The organism is Neisseria sp. 20925_1_37, assembly GCF_041433255.1.
In the GTDB taxonomy this organism is placed as follows: Bacteria; Pseudomonadota; Gammaproteobacteria; order Burkholderiales; family Neisseriaceae; genus Neisseria; species Neisseria flavescens_D.
The window spans coordinates 37,312-54,393 of sequence record NZ_JAPWBC010000013.1; the positions used below are offsets into that span (position 1 = coordinate 37,312).

Annotated in this window: 18 protein-coding genes; 11 read left to right on the forward strand and 7 right to left on the reverse strand. The window is 49.0% G+C overall.

Going from position 1 to position 17,082, the window contains the following annotated elements; genetic code table 11:
- Positions 1 to 29: 29 nt before the first annotated feature.
- The gene (locus tag O3661_RS09425; RefSeq protein ID WP_003682296.1) at positions 30 to 590 is read right to left on the reverse strand and encodes an adenine phosphoribosyltransferase; all 561 of its coding nucleotides are present in this window, start codon (positions 588 to 590) and stop codon (positions 30 to 32) included.
- Positions 591 to 758: 168 nt separating this feature from the next.
- Here O3661_RS09425 and gmk point away from each other — a divergent pair, with 168 nt between their 5' ends.
- The 3 genes from gmk to O3661_RS09440 all read left to right on the forward strand — a co-directional run bounded on the left by gmk (position 759) and on the right by O3661_RS09440 (position 3,898).
- On the forward strand, positions 759 to 1,376 hold the full coding sequence (gmk, locus tag O3661_RS09430) for a guanylate kinase (protein WP_371493209.1): 618 nt from the start codon (positions 759 to 761) through the stop codon (positions 1,374 to 1,376).
- A gap of 52 nt (positions 1,377 to 1,428) precedes the next feature.
- Complete coding sequence (gene rpoZ, locus O3661_RS09435; RefSeq protein ID WP_003682294.1) at positions 1,429 to 1,635, forward strand: DNA-directed RNA polymerase subunit omega; 207 nt, start codon at positions 1,429 to 1,431, stop codon at positions 1,633 to 1,635.
- Between the two features lie 106 nt (positions 1,636 to 1,741).
- On the forward strand, positions 1,742 to 3,898 hold the full coding sequence (locus O3661_RS09440; RefSeq protein WP_371493210.1) for a bifunctional (p)ppGpp synthetase/guanosine-3',5'-bis(diphosphate) 3'-pyrophosphohydrolase: 2,157 nt from the start codon (positions 1,742 to 1,744) through the stop codon (positions 3,896 to 3,898).
- Between the two features lie 119 nt (positions 3,899 to 4,017).
- Here O3661_RS09440 and O3661_RS09445 read toward each other — a convergent pair whose 3' ends face one another.
- The 3 genes from O3661_RS09445 to O3661_RS09455 form a co-directional block, all read right to left on the reverse strand.
- Positions 4,018 to 4,179: a hypothetical protein gene (locus O3661_RS09445; RefSeq protein ID WP_049344044.1), complete on the reverse strand. Its 162-nt coding sequence runs from the start codon at positions 4,177 to 4,179 to the stop codon at positions 4,018 to 4,020.
- A gap of 73 nt (positions 4,180 to 4,252) precedes the next feature.
- Entirely contained in the window at positions 4,253 to 4,714 is a 462-nt protein-coding gene (recX, locus tag O3661_RS09450) for a recombination regulator RecX (RefSeq protein WP_371493212.1), read from the reverse strand.
- A gap of 99 nt (positions 4,715 to 4,813) precedes the next feature.
- Positions 4,814 to 5,527: a phosphoglycolate phosphatase gene (locus tag O3661_RS09455; RefSeq protein WP_063067945.1), complete on the reverse strand. Its 714-nt coding sequence runs from the start codon at positions 5,525 to 5,527 to the stop codon at positions 4,814 to 4,816.
- Positions 5,528 to 5,948: 421 nt separating this feature from the next.
- On the opposite strand from O3661_RS09455, the gene O3661_RS09460 reads away from it, so the two are divergent.
- The 4 genes from O3661_RS09460 to O3661_RS09475 all read left to right on the forward strand — a co-directional run bounded on the left by O3661_RS09460 (position 5,949) and on the right by O3661_RS09475 (position 9,611).
- A complete protein-coding gene (locus tag O3661_RS09460; protein ID WP_049331560.1) occupies positions 5,949 to 7,214 on the forward strand; it encodes a Glu/Leu/Phe/Val dehydrogenase in 1,266 nt (421 codons plus the stop codon).
- A 160-nt stretch (positions 7,215 to 7,374) separates the two neighbouring features.
- Positions 7,375 to 8,190, forward strand: coding sequence for an FKBP-type peptidyl-prolyl cis-trans isomerase (locus O3661_RS09465; RefSeq protein ID WP_371493214.1), 816 nt, complete (start codon positions 7,375 to 7,377; stop codon positions 8,188 to 8,190).
- A gap of 97 nt (positions 8,191 to 8,287) precedes the next feature.
- Positions 8,288 to 8,914, forward strand: a complete 627-nt coding sequence (gene purN / locus O3661_RS09470) for a phosphoribosylglycinamide formyltransferase (RefSeq protein WP_371493216.1) — start codon at positions 8,288 to 8,290, stop codon at positions 8,912 to 8,914.
- A 28-nt stretch (positions 8,915 to 8,942) separates the two neighbouring features.
- On the forward strand, positions 8,943 to 9,611 hold the full coding sequence (locus O3661_RS09475) for a DUF3108 domain-containing protein (RefSeq protein WP_371493217.1): 669 nt from the start codon (positions 8,943 to 8,945) through the stop codon (positions 9,609 to 9,611).
- 57 nt (positions 9,612 to 9,668) lie between these two features.
- Here O3661_RS09475 and O3661_RS09480 read toward each other — a convergent pair whose 3' ends face one another.
- A complete protein-coding gene (locus O3661_RS09480; protein WP_371493219.1) occupies positions 9,669 to 11,162 on the reverse strand; it encodes a ribonuclease E/G in 1,494 nt (497 codons plus the stop codon).
- Between the two features lie 238 nt (positions 11,163 to 11,400).
- Here O3661_RS09480 and grxC point away from each other — a divergent pair, with 238 nt between their 5' ends.
- From grxC to recG, 3 genes are all read left to right on the forward strand, one after another.
- Entirely contained in the window at positions 11,401 to 11,658 is a 258-nt protein-coding gene (grxC, locus tag O3661_RS09485; protein WP_371493226.1) for a glutaredoxin 3, read from the forward strand.
- A 21-nt stretch (positions 11,659 to 11,679) separates the two neighbouring features.
- Positions 11,680 to 12,114: a protein-export chaperone SecB gene (gene secB, locus O3661_RS09490; RefSeq protein ID WP_003745844.1), complete on the forward strand. Its 435-nt coding sequence runs from the start codon at positions 11,680 to 11,682 to the stop codon at positions 12,112 to 12,114.
- A 101-nt stretch (positions 12,115 to 12,215) separates the two neighbouring features.
- Positions 12,216 to 14,255 carry an ATP-dependent DNA helicase RecG gene (gene recG / locus O3661_RS09495; RefSeq protein WP_371493220.1) on the forward strand — a complete coding sequence of 680 codons (2,040 nt, stop codon included), beginning with the start codon at positions 12,216 to 12,218 and terminating at the stop codon, positions 14,253 to 14,255.
- Between the two features lie 64 nt (positions 14,256 to 14,319).
- On the opposite strand, the gene gdhA is transcribed toward recG, so the two are convergent.
- Positions 14,320 to 15,654 (reverse strand): NADP-specific glutamate dehydrogenase, encoded by a 1,335-nt coding sequence (gene gdhA / locus O3661_RS09500; protein WP_049331398.1) that lies wholly within the window; start codon positions 15,652 to 15,654, stop codon positions 14,320 to 14,322.
- Positions 15,655 to 16,067: 413 nt separating this feature from the next.
- Between gdhA and O3661_RS09505 the strand changes: the two genes are divergently transcribed.
- Positions 16,068 to 16,862: a thymidylate synthase gene (locus O3661_RS09505; protein ID WP_371493221.1), complete on the forward strand. Its 795-nt coding sequence runs from the start codon at positions 16,068 to 16,070 to the stop codon at positions 16,860 to 16,862.
- On the opposite strand, the gene O3661_RS09510 is transcribed toward O3661_RS09505, so the two are convergent.
- Positions 16,820 to 17,082: hypothetical protein (locus tag O3661_RS09510; protein WP_371493222.1), on the reverse strand; the 263-nt coding region annotated here is incomplete at its 5' end. The genes O3661_RS09505 and O3661_RS09510 overlap by 43 nt on opposite strands.

Consider the following 17,082-nt stretch of genomic DNA (forward strand, 5'->3'; position numbering starts at 1 on the left):
CGCAGGCTGATCGGCTTGCGGTTTTTTTATTACATACAGCCTTTGTTTTGGCACAGGGTAAATAATGGCGCGCCGCTTTCACGAATTTTTTTGCCGCCGTCCAAGTCGGTAAATTCCAAAATGGCAGCCGCTTCGATTACTTCGCCGCCCAGTTTGCGGATCAGCTCGACACCTGCGAGCATTGTGCCGCCGGTTGCTACCAAATCATCTACCAACAAAACGCGTGCGCCCGGCTTGATGGCGTCAGTATGGATTTCTACCGTTGCTTCGCCATATTCCAAAGCGTAACTCTGAGAAACCGTATCAAACGGCAGTTTGCCTTTTTTGCGGATGGGGACAAAGCCGACGTTCAGTTGATAGGCCAAAGCTGCACCAATGATGAAGCCGCGCGCATCCAAGCCTGCCACGACATCAACTTTCTGCCCCATATAGCGGTAAACCAGTAAATCGACCAGCAGGCGGAAATATTCTGCGCTTTGCAAAACGGGAGTAATGTCATGAAACAAAATCCCTTTTTGCGGCCAGTTTTCAATTTTACGGATTTTGTCCGCCAAAGCTTCTACGCCCATTACTTCAGGATGAATCAACATCTCGACATTCCGAAATCAAAAAGTTTTTAACACGATATTGTAGCGGTCATATGCGGACTTGCCAAATTAATCGATACAATAGCCAAATTTTGCAACATGCCGTCTGAAATTCCGAGAAACATTGTGTTGTGTTATAATTTACAGATACATACCATCGGCTGAACCACCATGCAAAATCATAAAAAAGGCAATATTTACATCATTTCTGCCGCTTCCGGCACAGGTAAAACGACCTTGGTGTCGCGCCTGTTGAAAAATCATGACGACATCCGTGTTTCCATTTCTCATACCACGCGCCAGCCGCGTGAGGGTGAGGTACATGGTGTGCATTACCACTTTGTTCCTAAAGAAGAATTTGAATCGCTGATTGAGCAAAGAGCCTTTTTGGAACACGCCAATGTGTTCGGCAACTATTACGGCACCAGTATTGCCGGTGTGAATTCGTTGAGCGAAGGGGGCTATGACGTAATTTTGGAAATCGATGTGCAAGGTGCGGCGCAAGTGCGTAAATCGTTGCCTGAAGCCAGCAGCATTTTCATCCTGCCACCTTCCTTTGAAGTTTTGGCGCAACGTTTGATCGGCCGTGGTACAGATAGCGAAGAAGTTATTCAAACACGCCTTTCAAAAGCCCGTCATGAGATTGAACAATCCGTTTTGTTCGATTACGTTGTCGTGAATGACGATTTGGATCGTGCCGAAGCCGATTTGTTCCACATTATTAAAGCAGGCCGTCTGAAAAAATCCGCCCAGCAGGGATTTATCTCAAACCTGTTGGAAAATTCGTAAAAAACAGCGAAAATAACCGTTTATTTGAAACATAGAAAGAAAGCAAGCAAACATGGCCCGTATTACTACTGAAGACTGCACAGGTAAAATCCCTAACCACTTCGACCTTACCCTCGTTGCCGCCCGTCGCGCACGCCAACTGGAAAACGGCAATACGCCTTTGGTTGACGACATCCGCAACAACAAACCAACCGTAACCGCCCTGCGCGAAATCGCAGCCGGACAAATCGGAACCGAGCTGCTGACCCGCAACAAATAAACCAACCGGCAAACCGATAAAACCGTCGCGCGGACTGTATCGGTGCGATATCACAACCGATACAGTCTGACGGCTTAAAAAAATAGCCATAAAAGGCCGTCTGAAAATGCCAGCCCCACTGCCTACCGCCCCTTATGACCCGCTGACAACAGAAGCGCGCGAGCTTCTGTTTCGTACCGCATCCTATCTCAATACCAATGAGCAGGCCGAGCTTGAAAGAGCCGTTGCCTACGCTTTCCACGCCCATGACGGACAAACCCGTAAAAGCGGCGAGCCCTACATTACCCATCCCCTTGCCGTAGCCACGCAGCTTGCGATTTGGCACATGGATGTTCAAGGTCTCTGCGCAGGCGTTATGCATGATGTATTGGAAGATACGGGCGTAACCAAAGTCGAAATGGCGGCAGAATTCGGCGATACCATTGCCGAAATGGTAGACGGCCTCTCCAAACTGGAAAAACTCAAATTTGAAGATCATGCCGAGCATCAGGCGGAAAGTTTCCGCAAGCTTATCCTCGCCATGACTAAAGACGTGCGCGTCATCGTCGTCAAACTTGCCGACCGATTGCACAATATGCGTACCCTTGGCTCTATGCGTCCGGAAAAACGCCGCCGCATCGCCAAAGAAACCCTCGAAATCTATGCTCAAATCGCCAACCGCATTGGCCTGAACAATGCGTATCAAGAGCTTCAAGACTTATCGTTCCAAAACCTCCACCCAAGACGCTACGAAACCCTGAAAAAAGCCATGGACAACAGCCGCAAAAATCGCCGCGATGTTGTCGGCAAAGTGTTGCGTGCATTCAGTCAGCGTTTGGTCGGTATCAATATTGAAGCCAAAATCAAAGGCCGCGAGAAAAACTTGTACAGCATTCATCAAAAAATGCTAGCTAAAAAGCTGCATTTTGCCGAAGTGATGGATATTTACGGCTTTCGGGTCATTGTAAACAGCATTCCTGCCTGTTATGCCGCGTTGGGTGCATTGCATAATTTATACCAACCCAAGCCCGGCCGTTTTAAAGACTATATCGCCATTCCGAAAAGCAACGGTTATCAAAGCCTGCACACGACCTTGGTCGGTCCTTACGGTTTGCCGATCGAAGTGCAAATCCGTACGCGTGAAATGGACGCTGTGGCAGAGGGCGGTATTGCCGGCCATTGGATTTACAAATCCGGTGAAAACACTCCGGACCAAGCCGTCCTACATATGAACCGGTGGATGAAAAATATTCTTGACCTGCAAGCCAGTAGCTCAAATGCCATCGAGTTTCTGGAGCATGTCAAAGTCGATTTGTTCCCCAACGAAGTCTATATCGTTACTCCGAAAGGCGATATCCTTACCTTGCCGAAAGGTGCGACGCCGATTGACTTTGCCTATGCCGTACACACCAATATCGGTCATAAAACCGTTGCCGCGCGTATCAATAACGTCATGATGCCGTTGCGCACCAAGCTGAAAACCGGTGATACGGTAGAAATCATTACTTCCGAGCATGCCAAGCCTAATGTGGCATGGCTGAACTTTACCGTTTCCAGCCGTGCGCGCAGCGCTATCCGTCAATACATCAAAAATCTGAATCGTCACGATGCCGTTGTTTTGGGTGAGAACCTGCTGCAAAAAGCTTTATCCAGCCTGTTGCCTAAAGACATCCTGCTTTCAGACGACCTCAAAGAAAAATACCTTGCCGATTTGAATACCAAACAAACCTCGTTTGAAGAGGTCCTCTACAATGTCGGTATGGGGCATACTTTGCCGGTACACGTTGCCATGCACATTGCCGAGTTGGCAGGCCAACATTTTGGCAGTACAGTCAAACTCAGCCCGATCAAAGTCAACGATCAGGAAACCGGCCGGATTCATTTTGCCGAATGTTGCCATCCGATTCCAGGCGATGCGATCCGCGCCTTATTGGTTAAAGACAAGGGTATGATTATCCACCGTGATACCTGTCAAACTTTGGTCAAAGCCGATCCGGAAGAGCAACTCGATGCCGGTTGGGACAGTATGCGCAATCAAACGTACCGCACCATCCTCAATGTCAAATCCGAAGATGCGCATGGTTTGCTCGCCTCAATGGCGCAAGCGATTTCCAATTCCGGTGCGGATATCGAATCTGTCGATACGCCAACCAAAGCGCAAGCAGGAACGGAAGGTTTTGTGGAATTTAAATTCACAATTAAAGTCAAAGACTTGGATCAGGTTAATCAGATTATTCATGCAATGCATGCCAATCCGAATATCCGCAAAGTGATTCGAGGATAATCTCGTTATAAGCAAAGGCCGTCTGAAAGTGTTTTCAGACGGCCTTTTTGATGTTTGCAAATAAAAGCTGTTGGCTTCTTTTTAAGAGGGTTTATGGCTTTTTTGTAATTGGATTGGGTTTAATTCAACCAAAAACGGAAAACCAAGAAGAAAACCAAGGCTAAAACGCCTGCCCAAACCAGCAACATGAATCCGGCTACTGCCTGACCCAAGCGGTAAACAGGATTTTTGCGTTCGTCTTCGAGTAGGGGATTAGGTGTATCGTGTGGTTTGTCGGACATGATGAAGCTCTGATAATTATCGAATAAAAGCGTAAGGGTACGCCGATAGAAGCAAAGATTCAAGTGGGAATGATTATTGATAGAAGTCTTCGTCTTCATTCCACGCGGTTTTTAAGGCCGTCTGAATGGTGTCAGCACCAAAGCCACGATAGGCAAGGAAACGCGCTTGTTTTTGTTTTTCTTTTAAATCTTGAGCTTCTTGCTTGAATTTTTTACGTAAGACGGAAATGGCGGTTTGCAGCTCGTCCTCCCTATCGGGTAGGAACTCCCGACAGTCGTCTGCATCGATACCTTGTTGCGCCAAGGCTTGCTTGAGGTGGAGCGTGCCGTAACGGTTGCTTTTACTGTGAATATAGGCTTCTGCGTAACGTTGGTCGGATTGCCAATTCCGTTCGGCAAATTCGTCCAAAACCTTTTCCAATTCTTCTTCGCTTTCAGCGTGCGGAGCCAGTTTGCGTTTCAAGCCGACACGGCTGACTTCCTGACGAGAAAGAATATCCAAGGCGCGGGAACGTAAGGTTTTGGGAGGTTTCATGGGATATGGAAGGGGCGGGATTTTAACTACATTGAATTACATTTCAGACGGCCTGATTAGGTGAAAGCACCGAAAAGGCCGTCTAAAAATAAAGCCGAATTATTCTTCGTCTTTGTTTTTTTGCGGTTGCAGATTTTCGTAGATTTCAGGCAGCGCGCGAATCAACAAATCAGGTTTAGTCGCTTTGTCTTGGGAGAGCAAGGTCATGTCGCCGTAGCCGAATGTTACGCCGACGCTGAAGCAACCGGCCGCTTTGGCGGCAATAATATCATTTTTGGAGTCGCCCACCATCAGCATATTGGCAACGTCGATGCCCAAAACTTCGGCCGCATGTTGAAGCGGCAATGGGCTGGGTTTTTTCTCAGTCAGGCTGTCTCCGCCGAGAACCAAGCTGAAATAGCCGTCGAGATTGAGCTGTTTCAGCAACTCAGCAGCCAGAATTTCATTTTTATTGGTAATGACAACCAATGGAATACCCAAGGACTTGAGCAGGCCGAGACCAGCTTCGGTTTCAGGGTAGGGGCGGGTAAAGTCGCTCAGGTGCTCGCGATAATATTTCATAAAGAACACAAAACCTTTTTCCCAGATTTCAGGATCGGCTTCTTTTTCACGATCATTGGTAATGACGCGATGAACCAACTTGCTGATGCCGTCGCCGACATAACTTTCAACCGTTTGGGTGGGTAAAACAGGTAAACCCAAGTGCGCACACATGGCTTGGGCTGCTGCGGCCAAATCGGGAACGGAATCACATAAGGTACCGTCCAAATCAAAGGCAACGGCTTGAACGTGTTCTAAAGCAGCAGTGGTCATTGAGTAGCTTTCTGTCATATTATTTAAGCGGTTATTTTAACATTGTTTGCCTGATTTGCCGATGTTTTGCTGATTCTTTAAAGGGATATTTGTTTAAATTGTTAACAATTTTTGCTGGTGTAAGTCTGTCCGTCTGTTGGTAATGTGGAAGGGATTTTGTCAGCAAAAAGGGCGGTTTGGTAGGCATTAAAAAACAAAGGGTTTGTGTACTTTTTTGAATGGTTTGATGAGCATTTATACTAGGCCGTCTGAAAAATTTCCGGCTAGTGTGCCGATATTTTCAGACGGCCTCAAACTAAATTCATATATAAATGAATGGATTTGCTTTTTATCGACTACATGCTATTACATTTTTTCCTGTTTTTGTATATAGTAACAAGTATGGCTCTCGTCTAATCATGTGTATGAAAAGGAAAAATACATGTCCGCATCTGCTGTTAAAGAAACACTGAATCCGTTTGAAATTGCACAAAAACAAGTAAAAATTGCCTGCGATCGCCTGAATGCCGACCCGGCAGTATTTGAAATCTTGAAAAAGCCGCAACGTGTTTTGGAAGTCAACTTCCCTGTCAAACTCGACAACGGTACAGTAGAAAACTTCACCGGCTACCGTTCCCAACACAATAATGCCGTCGGCCCTTACAAAGGCGGCGTGCGCTTCCATCCCAATGTGAATCTGGACGAAGTCAAAGCCCTGTCAATCTGGATGACCATCAAATGCTGCGTAGCCGGTATTCCTTACGGCGGCGGTAAAGGCGGCATCACTTTGGATCCGCGCAATTATTCCGAAGCGGAGTTGGAACGCATCGCCCGTGCTTATTCCGAAGCTATTTCTCCGCTGATCGGCGAGAAAATCGATATTCCTGCTCCTGATGTGAACACCAACGGCAAAATCATGTCTTGGATGGTTGATGCCTATGAAAATGTGGTGAAACATTCTGCACCGGGCGTGTTCACCGGCAAACCGGTTGAGTTTGGCGGCTCCTTGGCGCGTACTGAAGCCACCGGTTACGGCGTAAACTTCGCCGCCGTCCAAGCTTTGGAAAAACTGGGCAAAGACGTGAAGGGTGCCACTTACGCCATTCAAGGTTTCGGTAACGTGGGCTACCACACCGGTTACTATGCACACAAAGCCGGTGCGAAAATCGTTGCCGTATCTACTGTTGACGTTGCCATCTACAACGAAAACGGCTTGGATATGGAAGCAATCATCAAAGAATTCCAAACCAAAGGTTTCATCACCAATGAAGCCGGCTACGGCAAAGAAATCAGCAATGCCGAACTTTTGGCTTTGGAAGTGGACGTACTCGCCCCTTGCGCGCTGGAAAACCAACTGACTTCTGAAAACGCTGGTAAAGTCCGCGCGAAAATCGTGGTTGAAGGCGCAAACGGCCCGACTACTCCAGAAGCCGACGTTATCCTGCGTCAAAACGGCGTATTGGTTGTTCCTGATATTTTGGCAAACTGCGGCGGCGTGGTTGTATCCTATTTTGAATGGGTACAAAACCTGCAAGGCTACTACTGGGAGTTTGACGAAGTTCAAGAGAAAGAAACCGTTGTCCTGCGCCGTGCGTTCCGCGATATTTGGAACTTGGCTCAAGAATACGATGTCGACCTGCGTACCGCTTCTTACATGATGAGTATCCGTCGTGTTGAAAAAGCAATGAAACTGCGCGGCTGGTATTAATTGTTTGAGCGATAGCTAAGAGTAGGCCGTCTGAAATCTGTTTTCAGACGGCCTTGATGTTTTTGATAAGAGCCTTTACAAATTTTAATCCACCTTGATTCCATTTCAATCAAACTCAGCTATAATCCCCTTTTTTGACCTTTCCGGAAAAGACATAATCATGAACAAAACTTTCAAATTCAGCGCATTGGCTTTGTCTGCTTTGTTGGCACTGACTGCTTGCAACCAAAAAGATACTGCCGCTAAAGACGCTCCTGCTGCTTCCGCAGCTTCAAATGCGACTGCAGATGCTTCTGCCATCGGTTCTACTGCCCAACAAGCCAGCTACGCAATGGGTGTGGACATCGGCCGTTCATTGAAACAAATGAAAGACCAAGGTACGGAAATCGATTTGAAAGTCTTCATCGAAGCCATGGAAGCCATGTTTGAAGGCAAAGAAGTCAAAATGACTGAAGCCCAAGCTCAGGAAGTGATGATGAAATTCCTGCAAGAGCAACAAGAAAAAGCGGCTGCCAAACGTGCTGAAGATGCCAAAGTAAACTTGGAAAAAGGCGAGGCGTTCTTGAAAGAAAACGCGACTAAAGAAGGCGTGAAAACCAGCGCTTCCGGTCTGCAATACAAAATCACCAAAGAAGGCGAAGGCAAAAAACCGACTAAAGACGACGTCGTTACCGTTGAATACGAAGGCCGTCTGATTGATGGTACCGTATTTGACAGCAGTAAAGCCAACGGCGGCCCAGTAAGCTTCCCTGTAAGCCAAGTGATTCCAGGTTGGACTGAAGGTATCCAACTCTTGAAAGAAGGCGGCGAAGCAACATTCTATATCCCTGCTAAATTGGCTTACCGCGAAGTGGGCGCCGGCGATAAAATTGGCCCGAACGCTACTTTGGTATTCGACGTGAAACTGGTTAAAGTCGGCGCGCCTGATGCCGCTGCACAACAACCTGTACAAGTTGACGTACAAAAAGTTCAATAATCCGAATCAAGGCTTACGCCCTTAAACAACGGATAAAAGGCCGTCTGAAAAAATTCCGTTTCAGACGGCCTTTGTTCCAAACAAACAAGGAATTATGATGAAAAATATCGTCATCCTTATTTCCGGACGCGGCAGCAATATGCAGGCGATTGTGAATGCCGATATTCCCGATGCCAACATTGCAGCCGTATTGAGCAACAGCGAGACCGCAGCCGGATTAGCATGGGCGGCAGAGCGCGGTATTGCCACCGACAGTTTGAACCATAAAAACTTCGACTCGCGTCTGGCATTTGATCAGGCCATGATGGAGAAAATCGATGCCTATCAGCCGGATTTGGTTGTATTGGCGGGCTTCATGCGCATTTTGACTCCGGAGTTCTGTGCACATTATGAAAACCGCCTGATCAATATCCATCCGTCCATCCTGCCTTCTTTCACCGGTCTGCACACCCACGAACGCGCATTGGAAGCAGGTTGCCGAGTGGCAGGTTGCACCATCCATTTCGTGACCCCAGAGCTGGATTGCGGCCCGATTATTTCTCAAGGTATTGTTCCTATTTTGGACGGCGATACCGCTGACGACGTTGCCGCACGCGTGCTGACGGTTGAACACCAGCTTTTCCCGCAGGCCGTTGCTGACTTTGTTGCAGGCCGTCTGAAAATCGAAGGCAATCGCGTTTTGAATGCACAACGCAATGCCGCCAGTCAAAGCCTGTTGGCTTAATTAACACTATACGCACAAGGAAAACATCATGAATCCGATTAAAACGACCTTATTGACACTTTCCTTGCTCACTGCCTCTATCGGCGCACAAGCCGCTGAATTGCCGCAATCTGCCGTTTTGCAATACTCAGGCAGCTACGATATTCCTGCGACTATGACTTTCACCCGCAGCGGCAGCCAATACAAAATCGTTTCTACCATCAAAGTACCGCTTTACAATATCCGCTTTGAATCCGGCGGCAGCATCAACGGCACGACCTTGCGTCCGTCTTACTACAAAGATGTACGCGGCGGTGAATTGTATGCCGAGGCCAGATTTTCCGGCGGTAACATTACTTACGGCAAAGCAGGTAATTTGAAAACCAAAAAATCCGGTCCGGCCATGGACTTGTTCACTTTGGCATGGCAATTGGCCGCCAATGACGTGCGTCTGCCGTCAGGTTTAAAGATTACCAACGGTAAAAAACTGTACACTCTTGGCAGCATGAACAAAATCGGTAGTGAAAGCTATAAACTGAACGGCGGCACAACGCCTGTGAGCAAATATCGCGTCCGCCGTGGCGATGATACCGTTACTTACTCTTTTGCTTCCGATATCAACAATATCCCTGCGCAAATCAGCTATACCGATGACGGCAAAACCTACAACTTGAAACTGACTTCCGTCAAAATCAACGGTAAAGTAGTGAAACCGTAATCTTTATTTGCTCAAACAAGAAGGCCGTCTGAAAAGTTTTCAGACGGCCTTTTATTTTTACAGCAACACAATATCGTATTGCTCCTGCGTGTAGGCGGTTTCGACTGCCAGCGAAATCGGTTTGCCGATAAAGTCTATCAACATCGCCAGCGATTGCGATTCTTCGTCTAGGAACAAGTCGATGACATTTGGAGCAGCCAAAATGCGGAAGGCTTGGACATCGTAGCGGCGCGCTTCGCGGACGATTTCGCGTTGGATTTCATAGCACACGGTTTGCGGTGTTTTTAGACGGCCCCGGCCTTGGCAGGAAGGGCAGGGTTCGCAGAGGATTTGGCTTAAGTTTTCACGCGAGCGTTTGCGAGTCAGTTCGACAAGGCCCAGACTGGTAAAGCCGTTTAGGGTGACGCGGGTGCGGTCGAAACTGAGGGCTTTGGCAAGCTCTTGCAGGACGGCTTCGCGGTGGACTTCCTGCGCCATATCGATGAAGTCGATGATGATGATGCCGCCGAGATTGCGCAGGCGAAGTTCGCGGGCGATGGTGTGGCAGGCTTCGAGGTTGGTGCGGAAGATGGTTTCATCAAAGTTGCGCGCGCCGACAAAGCCACCGGTGTTGACATCGATGGTGGTCATGGCTTCGGTGGACTCGATGATGAGGTAGCTGCCGAAGTTGAGGTTGACGCGCGGTTGCAGGGCGCGGGCGATTTCCTGCTCGATGTTGTGGGTTTCAAATAGGGGGCGTTCGCCTTTGAACAACTCGATTCTGCACAATGCGCCTTGAACGTATTGTTCGGCAAACTGGGTCATGCGGCGGTGGTTTTCGGTGGAATCGACCAGGATTTTGTGCGTATCGAGGCTGAACATATCGCGCAAAACGCGCAGGCTCAAAGGCAAATCTTGATAGAGCAGGGTTTCGGGCGGCTGGATTTTTGCCTGTTTTTGAATGTGTTCCCACACTTTGGTCAGATAGTTAATGTCTGATTGCAGTTGGTCATCGGAGGCGTTTTCAGCATTGGTGCGGATGATGTAGCCGTGGCAGGCATTTTCGGGCAGCAGGTTGTTGAGGCGCTCCCTCAAACTGCTGCGTTCAGCATCGTCTTCAATGCGTTGGGAAATGCCGATGTGGTCTTCTTGCGGAAGATGGACGAGGAAACGGCCAGCCAGTGAGATTTGGGTGGACAGGCGCGCACCTTTGGTGTTGATGGGGTCTTTAATGACCTGAACCAAGACGGACTGGCCTTCAAAGAGCATGTGTTCGATGCGTTGGGTTTCGTCCGGATTGCGGCGTTGTTCGAGGACGTCGACGATATGCAAAAACGCGGCGCGTTCCAAGCCGATATCGATGAACGCGCTTTGCATGCCGGGAAGGACGCGTTTGACGACGCCTAAATAAATATTGCCGACCAAGCTGTGGCCGCTGTTGCGTTCGATGTGCAGCTCGCAGATATTGTTCTCTTCCAAAACAGCCACACGCGTTTCTTGCGGCGTGATGTTGACGAGGACAGTTTCGGGCGGACGCACGGCGTCCTTGGGGATGGGGATTCCTGAAAGCATGGAGATACCTGATTTTGAATAGAAAAACTTTTGCGATGTGTTCTTCTTCAAAAAAACAAATGGCAAAAGTCATTCTGCGAAAGCGCTTATCATACTTTAATTATGGTTTTTCCGCATCTGCACAAATGTTTATGGCCAAGAGGCCGTCTGAATGTTTTTTACAACCGTACGGCGGGAATACTTGTAAAATAGCACCTATGCCCATATAGTCATGAACATTGGTATTTTGGAAGAAATCATGCAAACCGTTACTGTTTATACTGGTCCGTATTGTCCGTACTGCACCATGGCGAAAAGGCTGTTGCAGGCGGTGGGCGTGAAAGAAATCAACGAAATCCGCATCGACGGCAATCCGGAAGTTTTTGTCGAAATGCAGCAGCTTTCCGGCCAGCGCAGCGTGCCGCAGATTTTTATCGGCGACACTCATGTCGGTGGCTTTACCGATTTGTACCGCTTGCAGCAGGAAGGCAAGTTGGACGAATTACTGAATCCTTAACCCTTAACTTAGGAAAATAAAATGAGCGAAGAATTGCAACCCGTATTCAGCGTTGAGCGTCTGTATGTAAAAGACTTGTCTTTGGAAGTGCCTCACGCACCACAAATCTTCTTGGAACAAGGCGAGCCTGAAGTGGATATGCGCGTTTCTACCGGTAACACCAAACTGGAAGACGGCTTCTACAGCGTTGACGTTACTGTTACCGTGACTGCCAAACTGAACGAAGAGCGCACCATGTTCTTGAACGAAGTTACCCAAAGCGGCATCTTCCGTTTGGAAAACATTCCTGAAGAAGACGTACAACTGCTGTTGGGCGTTGCTTGTCCGAACATCCTGTTCCCTTACGCACGCGAAGCCATTTCCAACAGCGTAACCCGCGCTGGCTTCCCACCTGTATTGCTCGCTCCGATCAACTTCGAAGCCATCTACCAACAACAACAGGAAGCTAACGCTTAATCGCGTTATACCTAAATTAAGGCCGTCTGAAACATTGCGTTCAGACGGCCTTTTTGTTTTCGGATAAAATACAGCAAAGTTTAAATCAGCTGCCTTTTAAGATGACGCCCGAAACCCAAAAACAGCTCAAAATTACCGATGTTTCAGCCAAGAAACTCGAAAAACTCAACCTCCATACTGCATGGGATTTAGTGTTGCATCTGCCGTTGCGTTACGAGGATGAGACGCACATCATGCCGATTAAGGATGCACCGATCGGCGTGCCGTGTCAGGTTGAGGGCGAGGTCATTCATCAGGAAGTAACTTTTAAGCCGCGCAAACAGTTGATTGTCCAAATCGCCGACGGTTCCGGCAGCGTCCTTTTTCTGCGTTTCATCCACTTTTACGCCAGCCATCAGAAACAGATGGCGGCCGGCAAACGCATCCGCTCCGTGGGCGAAATCAAACACGGGTTTTACGGCGACGAGATGATTCATCCCAAAATCCGCGATGCCGAGAGCAGCGGTTTGGCAGAAAGCCTCACGCCGATTTATCCGACCGTAAACGGTTTAAATCAACCCACTTTGCGTCGCATCATTCAGACGGCCTTGGACGTTACGCCGCTGCATGACACTTTGCCCGATGCCTTATTGGATCGTCTGAAACTGCCGCACCTTGCCGAAAGTCTGCGTCTTTTGCATTCGCCGCCGCCGAGTTTCACTATCCACCAACTTTCAGACGGCACGCTGCCTGCATGGCAACGGCTCAAATTTGACGAACTTTTGGCGCAACAACTTTCCATGCGGCTGGCGCGGCAGAAGCGCGTCAGCGGCACGGCGGCGGCATTGGGCGGCGACGGTACGCTGACCCAAGCCCTGCGCCACGCCTTGCCGTTTGCCCTGACCGATGCACAAGAAAAAGTTGTTTCCGAAATCCGCCGCGATATGGCCCAAACCCACCCCATGCACCGCCTGTTGCAAGGCGATGTCGGTAGCGGCAAAACCATTGTTGCTGCTTTGTCTGCTTTGACTGCTATCGAATCCGGTGCGCAGGTGGCTGTAATGGCGCCGACCGAAATCCTTGCCGAACAGCACTTCATCAAGTTCAAACAATGGCTTGAGCCTTTAGGCCTTGAAGTTGTTTGGCTTTCCGGTAGCCAGCGCAAAAAAGCCAAAGACGAAGCCAAAGCCAAACTTGCCGACGGCTCTGTCAAAATCGCCGTCGGTACGCACGCCCTGTTTTCAGACGACGTCGAGTTTCAAAATCTCGGCTTGGTGATTGTGGACGAACAACACCGCTTCGGCGTCGCCCAACGCCTCGCCCTCAAAAACAAAGGGCGCGACGTCCACCAGCTGATGATGTCCGCCACGCCCATCCCGCGCACGCTCGCCATGAGTTTTTTTGCCGACTTGGACGTGTCCGTCATCGACGAATTACCGCCTGGGCGCACCCCGATTAAAACCCGCCTCGTCAACAACGTCCGCCGCGCTGAAGTCGAGGGCTTCGTCCTCAACATCTGCCGCAAAGGTCAGCAGGCATACTGGGTCTGCCCGCTGATTGAAGAGAGTGAAACCCTACAACTGCAAACCGCCACCGAAACCCTAGAGCAGCTTCAGACGGCCTTGGCCGAACTCAACATCGGCTTGGTACACGGGCGCATGAAAGCCGCCGAAAAAGCCGAAGTCATGGCGGAATTTGCCGCAGGCCGTCTGAACGTCTTGGTTGCCACCACCGTCATCGAAGTCGGCGTAGATGTACCCAACGCCGCCCTGATGGTCATCGAACACGCCGAGCGCATGGGCTTGGCGCAGCTGCACCAATTACGCGGACGGGTAGGGCGCGGTGCGGCAGAAAGCGTGTGCGTCCTCCTGTTTGCGGAGCCCTTGAGCGAACTCGCCAAAGCGCGGTTGAAAGTCATCTACGAACACACCGACGGCTTCGAAATCGCCCGCCAAGACCTCAACATCCGCGGCCCCGGCGAATTTCTCGGCGCGCGGCAAAGCGGCGTCCCCATGCTGCGTTTCGCCAACCTTGAAGAAGACTTACACCTCTTGGAACAAGCGCGCGAAATCGCCCCTTTGCTGATTGAACAAAACCCTGAAATCGTTGAAGCACATTTGGCAAGATGGCTTTCCAGCAGGGAAGGTTATTTGGGCGTATAAAATTTGCATGAAAAGAAAAAGGCCGTCTGAAAACAGACGGCCTTTGATTTGGCTGGATAGAGGTTTAGAAACCTTGCGCCAACATGGCATCGGCAACTTTGACGAAACCGGCAATGTTCGCACCATTGACGTAGTTCACTTTGTCGCCGACTTTGCCGTATTTCAGGCAGGATTCGTGGATGTTGTGCATGATGTCGAACAGGCGGCTATCCACTTCTTCACGTGTCCAAGACAGGCGGATGGCGTTTTGGCTCATTTCCAAACCTGAAGTCGCTACGCCGCCGGCGTTAGACGCTTTGCCCGGAGCGTAGAGGATGCCGGCTTTGATAAATTGTTCGACTGCGCCCAAAGTTGACGGCATGTTCGCACCTTCTGCAACCACATAGCAACCGTTTGCCAACAGGATTTTGGCGGCATCTGCATCCAATTCGTTTTGGGTGGCGCAAGGCAGGGCGACTTCGGCCGCAATGTTCCACGGTTTTTGGTTTTCAAAGTATTGCAGGCCTTGTTCTTTGGCGTAAGTGGCGACGCGTTCGCGGCGTACTTCTTTCAGCTCGATCAAAGCGGCCAGTTGTGCTTCGGTCATGCCGCTGTCAGGGAAGAGGACAAAGCCATTGGAGTCGGAAACGGTCAGTACTTTTGCACCCAGTTGGATGGCTTTTTCGGCAGCGTATTGCGCCACGTTGCCGGAGCCGGAAATCAATACGCGTTTGCCTTCGATGCTGTCGTTGCGGGTTTCCAACATGGCTTGGGCAAAATACACGCAGCCGTAGCCGGTGGCTTCAGGGCGAATCAGGCTGCCGCCCCATTCGAGACCTTTGCCGGTCAGGACGGAAGCAAATTCGTTGCGGATTTTTTTGTATTGGCCGAACAGGTAGCCGATTTCGCGACCGCCTACGCCGATGTCGCCGGCAGGGACGTCGGTGTCGGCGCCGATGTGGCGGTAGAGTTCGGTCATAAAGGCTTGACAGAAGCGCATTACTTCGGCATCGGATTTGCCTTTAGGGTCGAAGTCAGAACCGCCTTTGCCCCCGCCCATAGGCAGGGTGGTCAGCGCGTTTTTGAAGACTTGTTCAAAAGCGAGGAATTTCAACACGCCCAAATCGACGGTAGGGTGGAAACGCAAACCGCCTTTATAAGGGCCGATGGCGGAACTCATTTGAATGCGGTAGCCGCGGTTGACTTGGACTTGGCCTTTGTCGTCCATCCAAGTGACTCGGAACATAATCACGCGCTCCGGCTCAACAATACGCTCAAGCAGGCTTTGTTGGGTGTATTTTGGGTTTTTCGCCAAAAATGGATCCAAACTCATGAACACTTCTTCAACGGCTTGATGGAAGGGTTCTTGGTTGGGGTTGCGTTGTTTGAGATTGGTAAACAGGGTGTTCAGGTCAGTCATTTTTCTACTCCTATTGAGTGAGATATTTCAATGTTTATGTTTTGAAATATAGCTGTAAAAATTTTACTTGCCAAGAAAAATTTTACCTAGATTGTTGACATTATTTTTTTACTAATTTGTAAAAATGGAATTATATTTTAAATTTAATTAAAAATATATAAAAATATTTCATTAAATATATTTAAATAAAAATAAAATGCCGAGTAATTAAACTAGAAAATGTTGAAAATTTTTTATAAAAATTTAATTCAGCTCATAAATTTGTGTAAATTAGCGCTGAATTGTCAACATTGTTAATGAGTGTACTACGCGAATATGGGGAAGGCTGGCCTATTGAAGACAGAGAGGCAGGCCGTCTGAAAATTCGGTACAATACACACGAAATTCCCACAACACATACATTAAGGAAACCCATGAAAGCCTATCACGACCTTATGCGCCATGTTCTCGACAATGGCATCGACAAATCCGACCGTACCGGCACCGGCACGCGTTCTGTGTTCGGCTACCAAATGCGTTTTGATTTGAGTGAAGGCTTTCCGCTGTTGACCACCAAAAAACTGCATCTGCGTTCGATTATTCATGAGCTGCTTTGGTTTCTCAAAGGCGATACCAACATCAAATACCTGAAAGACAACAACGTTTCCATTTGGGACGAATGGGCGGACGAAAACGGCGATTTAGGCCCGGTTTACGGCTACCAATGGCGCAGTTGGCCTGCACCCGACGGCCGCCATATCGACCAAATTGCCAATGTGGTGGAACAAATCAAGAAAAATCCCGACTCGCGCCGTCTGATTGTATCGGCATGGAATCCGGCTTTGGTCGACGAAATGGCCTTACCACCTTGCCACGCGCTGTTTCAGTTTTACGTTGCCAACGGCAAACTGTCCTGCCAACTTTACCAACGCAGCGCCGATATTTTCCTTGGCGTACCGTTCAACATCGCCAGCTACGCATTGTTGACCATGATGATGGCACAAGTATGCGGCCTGGAAGCCGGTGAGTTTATCCATACGTTTGGCGATGCGCATTTGTATAGCAACCATATCGAGCAGGCCCAACTGCAATTAAGCCGCGATTTCCGAAGCCTGCCGACCATGAAAATCAACCCGGAAGTCAAAGACTTGTTTGAATTTAAATTTGAAGACTTTGAATTGGAAGGCTATGATCCGCATCCGCACATCAAAGCAGCCGTATCGGTGTAATTCAAATTAAAAATAAAAAGGCCGTCTGAAACTTCAGACGGCCTTTTTATTTGATTTGAGTTGTCAGATTTTCTCTCAACGGATAAGCGTATTTCCGTTAAAATACGCCTTCTTTTCCGATTCGAAACATTGCCATGCGCCTTACCCACATCAAACTCTCCGGCTTCAAATCTTTTACCGACCCGACCACGATTCATGTTCCGGGGCAGCTTGTTGCGGT